Source organism: bacterium (assembly GCA_009926305.1).
In the GTDB taxonomy this organism is placed as follows: domain Bacteria; phylum Bdellovibrionota_C; class UBA2361; order UBA2361; family RFPC01; genus RFPC01.
In genome coordinates, this window is record RFPC01000029.1 from 24,000 (window position 1) to 30,810 (window position 6,811).

The window sequence follows — 6,811 nt, forward strand, 5'->3', positions numbered from 1 at the left end:
AATGTGGTTATGTAAGAAGGTGGCCGAGTTTCGTCTTTTTTGTCTCCATATAGCTTGCTGCAAACTTGCTAACAGGAACCTCAATAGGCTCTCTTGATGCTATTTCTACTCCCGAAGAGCGGAGGACCTCTATTTTATCTGGATTATTCGTCATGAGCGACAATCGAGAGATGCCCAATATTCTCAATATCTTCACCGCAACTCTGTAATCTCGTTCGTCAGCCTCAAAACCGAGCTCAACATTCGCTTCAACAGTATCTCGCCCCCTATCCTGCAGTTCGTACGCTTTAAGTTTATTAGACAAACCAATACCACGCCCCTCCTGCCGCAAGTACAGAAGGATTCCAGCACCTGCTTCTTTAATCTTATCACAGGCAAAATCTAACTGAGGACCACAGTCACACCGAACACTTCCAAATACATCACCAGTTAAACACTCAGAGTGGACTCTTGTGAGTATAGGCTCTCCAGTGCGAATGTCTCCGTATATAAGCGCAAGATGTTCTTTCTGCGTCACGTCATCATAAAAAATTCTTGCCTTCCATTCTCCCCAACGAGTTTGAACGTCCCCCTGGAATTCCTCCCGGAGGAGCAACTCATGGTTTACCCGATAATCAAAAATTTCTGCTACCGACGTGATCGGCAAGCTATGATGTAAAGCAAACTCTTCAAGCTCTGCTCCGCGCATCATAGTGCCGTCTTCTCTGAGAACTTCACAGATTAACGCTGCAGGCTTTAAGCCTGCCAGTCGAGCCAGATCGTACGAACCCTCTGTCTGACCATCTCTTCCCACTACACCGGCTGGATTTGCCAACAATGGATATACCGATCCTGGTGATGCGAACTCATCTGGCGTTGCATCATCTGCAATCATACGGTGTACGGTCTGGACACGAGCACTCACAGGAGAATGCTCTGCTCCGAGTGACCGCAAGCTAACTGAAGGCGCAAAAGGGGTTCCAAAAGCCGAGTTGTTATTGATAATCTGTAGAGGCAGCTGTAATTTTCGCCCAATCTCAGGGTCAATGCTCGTACAGACAAGACCACGCCCCTGCCGCATCATAAAGCTATACTTCTCTGGAGTAATACATTCGGCTGCTATCGCAAGATCCCCCTCATTCTCGCGCTCCGCATCATCACAAATAACCACCATTCCACCTTCGCGAAATGTTGCGATTACCTGCTCCAACGGACTAAATCGAATTCCCTTCATGAATAACTACTCCTCTCCAACACCAAGGGGCTGAAGTCGAGTCTGCAAAGATTCTGCAAGCATCCGATGAACATATCTGGCGAGCATATCAAACTCTACATTTATAGTATCTCCAACCTGAATCGAACCAAATCGTGTGACCTCTTTTGTATGAGGAATGAGGTAAACTTGAAATGTGTCACCGTGAACCTCTCCAACGGTCAAAGAAACTCCCGCCAGAGTCACCGACCCTTTCCGTGCGAGATACTCGCTCCCTGCCTGTACCTGTATTGTGAGCCGAGTGGTATCTCCCTCTTCCTCGCGATCAGTAACCACTCCGACCCCATCAACGTGACCTGATACAATATGACCATGCAAACGGTCTCCAACAGCGAGAGAGCGCTCAAGATGAACCGCAGAACCTTTTCCGATACCACCAAGCGTCGTGCAACGGAGCGTCTCAGAGGCAATATCAAACTTCAGTTGCCAAGCATCATGGACGTGCTCACAACTGGTAACAGTCAGGCATACCCCTTCAACCGCGAGAGAATCGCCAACCCGTGTTAACGCATGATCGAGCCGAGAGCTTATGACCAATTGCACACCGTCAGGAGTTTCGGAACACAATACCACGGTGCCCTTTTCTTCAACTATTCCGGAAAACACGAGACTACCCTACCTCCTGCTTCTGAGATGGGAGAGGCTGCTCTCCTTCGGGTAAAGAGCTGCTCGCATCCTTCTGAAAGGGGTTCTCTAAGCGCTCTTCTCCTCGCGCTTTTTTCCGCTTCTTTCCCTCACTGCGAAGGGAGTGCAGTGTTTCTACAAATTGCTCTATATCTGAAAACTCTTGGTACACTGACGCAAAACGAATATAAGCGATATGGTCAAGCTCCTTCAGCTCTTCCATAACCAGATCGCCGATCGAAACACTCTCCAGCTCTTTGAGACACATTTCACTTACTCGTCGTTCGATTCGATTAGCGACTACATCGACTTGTTCAACACTAATTGGTCTTTTTTCGCATGCTCTTATTAAACCAGCACGCAACTTCAAAAGATTAAACGGCTCTCTCCGCCCATCTTTCTTTATAACAAGTGGCAGCGCATATTCGATCCTCTCAAAAGTCGTAAAACGAAACTCGCACTCCTGGCATTCACGCCTGCGCCGAATAGCACTGGGATCGCCCCTGGAATCAACAACCGATGAGCGGCTACTGCCACACTTTGGACACTTCAATGCAAACTCTCCTTATTCTGGCATAAGCCGATGAGCATAGAGGGGGAATCCTCTACTAAGCTCCCGAATATCATCCTTCAGGCTCTTTAACTTTTCTTCATTCCCCACCGACTCTAATGCCTGTCTGACAAAGCCTGCTATTGTTTTCATCTCCTCGACACCCATTCCACGAGTGGTAAGCGCTGGAGTACCGAAACGAACACCACTGCATATACGTGGTGGCTGCGGATCGTAGGGGATAGTGTTCATATTCGCCGTAATACCGATCCGATCAAGCACCTCAGATGCGTCCTTCCCTGTGATTTCTGCTGGCCGCACATCGACCAAGAGAACGTGGGAATCAGTACCACCTGAGACAACAGATAGTCCGTTTTCAATGAGCGCTCCTGAGAGTGCTCTCGCATTCTCGATAATCGAACGAGCATACTGCTTAAACTCCGGTCGTGAGGCCTCACGGAATGCGATAGCCTTAGCAGCAATCGTATGCATATGCGGCCCACCCTGTAGTCCTGGAAAAACGGACCGATTAATGTCCTTTGCATACTCTGGTTTCGCCATAATCATCCCAGATCGCGGACCTCGAAGCGTCTTATGAGTGGTCGTAGTAACATAGTCAGAAAATGGAAGCGGGGTTGGGTACTCTCCGGCGGCAACGAGCCCCGCGTAGTGGGCGATATCTGCAAGATGCCGAGCTCCAATGCTGTCAGCAATTTCTTGAAAGCGCTTAAAATCAATTCCTCTTGAGTAAGCAGAAGCACCGCTGATGATTAACTTCGGTCTGTGTTCTTCCGCTAAGCGTTGAACCTCATCATAGTCAATCAGATGAGAGTGCTCGTCTACTCCGTAGGCAACAACCTTGTAATGCTTACCTGAAAAGTTCACCTTCAACCCGTGAGTAAGGTGCCCTCCGTGATCGAGCTTGAGACCCATGATTGTGTCACCTGGGTTGAGAAATGACTCAAACACCGCTTGGTTTGCAGTTGCACCAGAGTGAACTTGTACATTCACGAAATCCGCACCAAAGAGCGTCTGCGCTCTCTGTTGGGCGAGGACTTCAACCTCATCGACGTACTCACACCCTCCGTAGTACCGCTTATGAGGAAGCCCTTCTGCATACTTATTCGTGAGCACTGAGCCACATGCTTCTAGGATTGCCTCACTCACGAAGTTCTCGCTCGGAATCATCTCAAGCCCGTATTCTTGGCGCTCGGTTTCCTTCTGAATCCAATTATAAATCTCTGGGTCAGCATCTCGTAGCGGCGTTCTGTCTACCATGTGTGGCCTTCTCCAATTCAAGACTGTTTGTAAACGGCAGCGCCAGCTCTGAATCAAAAGAGAGGGAGTTGCCTCGTGTCCTTAATATACTGTGACAATCAAAAAAAAACAGTTTTTTCAGTATTTTGAGATGGAATTCTCCATTTTCTCGCACTATGTCGAAGCAAAGCAGCCTCATTGAGGCAATTTCCATCCCTAAAGGTAAAAATGCAGTGCCCATAACGACCCTACCCTACAGGCAGAGGTGTATGCGTGTCGAAGCCAGGGACGATAGAGAACGGGAAAGAGCGAGGCTGAAAAATAAGCTGAGTATTGTAAAGGAATCGGCGGCTACACGGGCCATTACGCCGCGGACTATGCACTACGCCTATAAAGAGAGGGAGAAAACGACACCTCTAAAAACACAAGAGCCCTCTCGCATCAAAGCGAAGGGCTCTTTGTTTCTCACTAAACGTGAATTCTCTACGGACAACTCAATAAAGAGCTCTCGGTAGAATCACCTCAAGCAGCAGCTTGAGTATTTTGGACGTACGCTGTTACATCCTTCACTGTTTGGATTTTCTCAGCATCCTCATCTGGAATCTCAATATCGTACTCTTCTTCAAGAGCCATGATCAGTTCTACGATGTCGAGAGAATCTGCTCCAAGATCTTCAATGAACGAAGCCTCTGAAGTAACCTCATCAGCTCCAACTCCAAGTTGTTCAACAATAATGCTCTTTATTCTCTCTTCAATTTCAGAAGCGTTTGACATCTTTCCTGTATCTCCTAACAAGACCCGACTCTTCAAGCTAGGCTTCCCCTAGATCCCGAATCCTCGATGCTTTTTTTTACATTTAACGACCCAGGGAAGAAAATAATTTTTCTAAGCCCTTTCCTCGGTCATAAAATTCGTTCGGCCCGGACCTCTCTTCAATTCACGCAGACACCGTGTCTGCGAAGAATCTTCCCGCTTTTTCCAGTCTTCTTTTTCCCGAGCAGAGCAACCTCTGTTATATCGATACTGTTGTATTGATACATCTCTCAGGCACGTTACTGGAAACTTGAGCCATTGCTATTATACGTAGCTAGCTCGCGGTGGAAACCGTGCGCCTCTATGGACTATAGCCCTCTCGACCCTATAGAAAGCCGACCGCAAAGGCAATAGAGCTGTAATGGTTTTTAGCGGCGATTTGCCTTTCAAATAGCCCTACTAAATATACAATCCTCCATTAATTCCAATAACTTGCCCTGTTATATACTGTGCATGCTCCGTAGAAAGAAATGCGGTTAATGCAGCCACCTCCTCCGCTTTCCCATATCGTCCTAGTGGGATGCCTCGCATGTGCTCCTCCCGCACCTTTTCATCGAGAGCGCCTGTCATATCTGTTTCTATGAAGCCTGGTGTTATCGCGTTTACCGTGATGTTTCGAGACGCTAGCTCTCGAGCAAGAGTCTTTGTAAGACCAATGAGTCCAGCTTTTGAAGCGGCATAAGCTGCCTGACCAGCATTCCCCATTTCACCGACAACAGAGCTCATATTTACGATTGCTCCCTTGCGAGCTTTCATCATCACTTTTGCTACCTCACGTGAGACATAGAACGCACCGTCTAGGTTCACAGAGAGCGTCTGGCGCCAATCGTCATCTGAGAAACGGACAAAGAGGCCATCACGACTAATGCCGGCATTGTTCACAAGAAAATCAATGCGTCCATGCTTTGACTTCATTTCTTGAATACAGGTGGCGACTTGTTCCGAGTCACTCACATTGAAACCAAGCAACTCAGCGCTCCCACCGACCTCCTCACACTCCTTTACGACCGCGATCGCCTTTTCTTCATTAGAGGAAAAATTAACGAGGACATGGAATTCTTGTCTTGCAAGGTGAATAGCAATTGTTCGTCCGATTCCCCTGCTTGCTCCTGTAATCAGTGCTACTTTTTTATCGGTCATAACTTTTTCTCTCTTCTTTATTCCTTCATTTATGTTAGGAGACGCCTTGTAGTGTAGAGCTTTAGTTTAAGAACTACCAGAGTGGTCAAAGGAAACAACAACGGAAACTCCTTACTGATGAAATAAGCTACCGACACGCACTCCCAGCTAAGGTCTACGCCCCTACCGCTCTTGCTGCCACAGTAAAGCCCTTTGGAACCTCTCAGCTAAAGGGAAAACGAGCTGAGCATGGCATGTCGACAGAGACCGAACCGCCCCGGTAAGCAGAAGGTACAGTGAACAAGAGACTCACAGTTCATAGCACCTGCAGGAGTGCAGACTACTCATATTCAGAAGTTATAGTGATGCTGATTCTGTCTCGACTACTTTCTTTCCACGGTACTGCCCGCATGCACCACAAACACGGTGCCGCAACTTAGGCTCTCCACAAGAGCTACACACAATAGTGTTCACAGCTACGAGGGCATCATGGGACCGACGCATGTTGCGTTTCGAGCGAGACGTTTTCTTCTTTGGGACGGCCATTTTCTACCTCTTCTTAAAAACTCAAGACGATTAAGGTAACAAAACTCAGGGAGAAACTAAACAGGAGCACCGACTTTTCAAAGGTTCTGTTTTGTTTGTCCTGCTAACCCGACCAAGACAGGAGCGCAGAAAAACTATGGTTATTTCAGCTAACTAGCTAATTTTTATGAACGATCTCCTAAAAACACCGCTTGCTGCTGATTCCCTACCTCTTAAAAAATCCATGAAAAAAGGCAGGATAGAGTAGTTTTGCCACCCTATCCTGCCCCTATGGTGTGTATTGGGGGGGGATTATATATGCGAGCCTACAAGCGACTCACACCCCTGATATGGGAGCTTCGCTAAAAATGTGCTTTATGTACATCTTTTTTTCTAAAAAAATTATTTTTTTCCGGACTCACAGCGGTCATCTTTGTAATCATCACGTCAACCTCCTGTATTTATTGGTACTTCCTACGAGCATGCATTGCGTCATTCATAAACGACGTGCCGCCGTTGAGCGGAGATTCCAGCAAGAATTCGCTTATTGTGGAAAAGAAAAAGGCCAGGATAGAGTAGTGTTGCGACCCTATCCTGGCCCTGTAGTGTGTATTGGGGGGGGATTATATATGTGCGAGCCTACAAGCGACTCACACCCCTGATATGGGAGC

At 47.5% G+C, this 6,811-nt stretch carries 8 protein-coding genes; 1 reads left to right on the top strand and 7 read right to left on the bottom strand.

Translation table 11 applies throughout. From position 1 onward, the window contains the following. Positions 1–7: 7 nt before the first annotated feature. From ribA to EBR25_06480, 4 genes are read right to left on the bottom strand one after another with little or no spacing between them, the layout of a single operon-like run. Positions 8–1,204 carry a GTP cyclohydrolase II gene (gene ribA / locus EBR25_06465; GenBank protein NBW40638.1) on the bottom strand — a complete coding sequence of 399 codons (1,197 nt, stop codon included), beginning with the start codon at positions 1,202–1,204 and terminating at the stop codon, positions 8–10. A 15-nt stretch (positions 1,205–1,219) separates the two neighbouring features. Continuing rightward, positions 1,220–1,858, bottom strand: coding sequence for a riboflavin synthase (locus tag EBR25_06470; protein NBW40639.1), 639 nt, complete (start codon positions 1,856–1,858; stop codon positions 1,220–1,222). 4 nt (positions 1,859–1,862) lie between these two features. Continuing rightward, positions 1,863–2,429 (bottom strand): transcriptional repressor NrdR, encoded by a 567-nt coding sequence (nrdR, locus tag EBR25_06475; GenBank protein ID NBW40640.1) that lies wholly within the window; start codon positions 2,427–2,429, stop codon positions 1,863–1,865. A 12-nt stretch (positions 2,430–2,441) separates the two neighbouring features. After that, positions 2,442–3,704 carry a serine hydroxymethyltransferase gene (locus EBR25_06480; protein ID NBW40641.1) on the bottom strand — a complete coding sequence of 421 codons (1,263 nt, stop codon included), beginning with the start codon at positions 3,702–3,704 and terminating at the stop codon, positions 2,442–2,444. 155 nt (positions 3,705–3,859) lie between these two features. On the opposite strand from EBR25_06480, the gene EBR25_06485 reads away from it, so the two are divergent. Beyond that, positions 3,860–4,198 carry a hypothetical protein gene (locus EBR25_06485; GenBank protein NBW40642.1) on the top strand — a complete coding sequence of 113 codons (339 nt, stop codon included), beginning with the start codon at positions 3,860–3,862 and terminating at the stop codon, positions 4,196–4,198. 7 nt (positions 4,199–4,205) lie between these two features. Here EBR25_06485 and EBR25_06490 read toward each other — a convergent pair whose 3' ends face one another. The 3 genes from EBR25_06490 to rpmF all read right to left on the bottom strand — a co-directional run bounded on the left by EBR25_06490 (position 4,206) and on the right by rpmF (position 6,161). Further along, positions 4,206–4,457, bottom strand: a complete 252-nt coding sequence (locus EBR25_06490; protein NBW40643.1) for an acyl carrier protein — start codon at positions 4,455–4,457, stop codon at positions 4,206–4,208. A gap of 438 nt (positions 4,458–4,895) precedes the next feature. Next, complete coding sequence (fabG, locus tag EBR25_06495; protein NBW40644.1) at positions 4,896–5,636, bottom strand: 3-oxoacyl-[acyl-carrier-protein] reductase; 741 nt, start codon at positions 5,634–5,636, stop codon at positions 4,896–4,898. 336 nt (positions 5,637–5,972) lie between these two features. Beyond that, positions 5,973–6,161: a 50S ribosomal protein L32 gene (gene rpmF, locus EBR25_06500; protein ID NBW40645.1), complete on the bottom strand. Its 189-nt coding sequence runs from the start codon at positions 6,159–6,161 to the stop codon at positions 5,973–5,975. Positions 6,162–6,811: the final 650 nt, after the last annotated feature.